The organism is Cupriavidus basilensis OR16 (assembly GCF_000243095.1).
Taxonomy (GTDB): domain Bacteria; phylum Pseudomonadota; class Gammaproteobacteria; order Burkholderiales; family Burkholderiaceae; genus Cupriavidus; species Cupriavidus basilensis_D.
In genome coordinates, this window is record NZ_AHJE01000353.1 from 1 (window position 1) to 1,049 (window position 1,049).

Below are 1,049 nucleotides of genomic sequence, written 5' to 3' on the forward strand. Positions count from 1 at the left end.
GGCGAAAGGAAACCACATGGGCCGTGACCGCGCCGGCCGCTGCCGCGGCGTCGCCGTCGCGCAGCGCCTTCAGGATGGCACGGTGCTCGGCGCCGACTTCGGCCAGGTGCCCCTCGGACGACAGCGAAATGGCCCAGAAGCGTTGCGAGCGCGCGTGCAGCACCTTGAGGATTTCAACCAGGATCGGGTTGCCCGATATTTGCGCGATTTCCTCGTGGAACAACCGGTCCAGGTTGGTCACCTCGGGCAGGTTGCGCTGTGCCACGGCGTCCTCCACCTGGCCCAGCAGGCTTTCCAGCTGTTGCAGGCCGGCGGCGGTGATGCGCTCGGCAGCCAGCCTGGCGCACAGCGTTCGTTGGCCAGGCGCACATCGATCAAGTGCAGCGCATCGTCGATGGACAGCGGCGAGACCACCACGCCCTTGCGCGGCAGGATTTGCACCAGCCCTTCGTTGGCAAGCCGGTGCAGCGCCTGGTTGATGGGCGTGCGGCCAAGCTCGAGATCGTCGACCAGGGTGGAGATGTTGAGATGCTCGCCGGGGCGGTAGACCAGCGTGGTCAGCCGCTCCCGCAGGCCGGCGTAGGCCAGCTCATTCTGCGATGGTTCTTCGGTCCTGGCCCGGGCGCGCGATGTGCCGGCGCTACGGCGATCCACTGATGGCAAAACTCTCTCCCGACAACACGGCAATGCGTGCAAGGGCGATATCGTACTACCAAAGTCCGGCGCGAACGCTTGGGCCTTGCGCTCACTGAGCCTGGCGGTGCCGAAGGCGTCTTTCCAGGTGGATCTGCCGGCGCCCGTGGCGAAGGCCCTTGCCGGGGCGTTGTCGCGCTTGTCGGCGGCCGGGGCCCGCACTGCCACGCCCGCGGCCAGATGGTCGGCTCCCTGACCCCCGCGCTAACACCCCGGATGCGCAGGCGCGAACTGCCTCACGGCTAGAAATCAAATCAGGTTGGGAAAATTCTCCCCAATTTGAGGAAGTTTCCTATACACGCCGCACTTCGCAGCGCGAACACTCTAGGTTTGGTTGCAAGTCACTCTCAGTCGCG

General features: G+C 65.9%; 2 protein-coding genes. Both read right to left on the reverse strand.

The genetic code is table 11. From position 1 onward, the window contains the following. Nucleotides 1-349 (reverse strand): FCD domain-containing protein (locus tag OR16_RS47100; RefSeq protein ID WP_337459910.1); only part of this gene is annotated, 349 nt, incomplete at its 3' end. Further along, nucleotides 238-654 (reverse strand): GntR family transcriptional regulator, encoded by a 417-nt coding sequence (locus OR16_RS47105; protein WP_237717411.1) that lies wholly within the window; start codon nucleotides 652-654, stop codon nucleotides 238-240. The genes OR16_RS47100 and OR16_RS47105, both read right to left, overlap by 112 nt. Nucleotides 655-1,049: the final 395 nt, after the last annotated feature.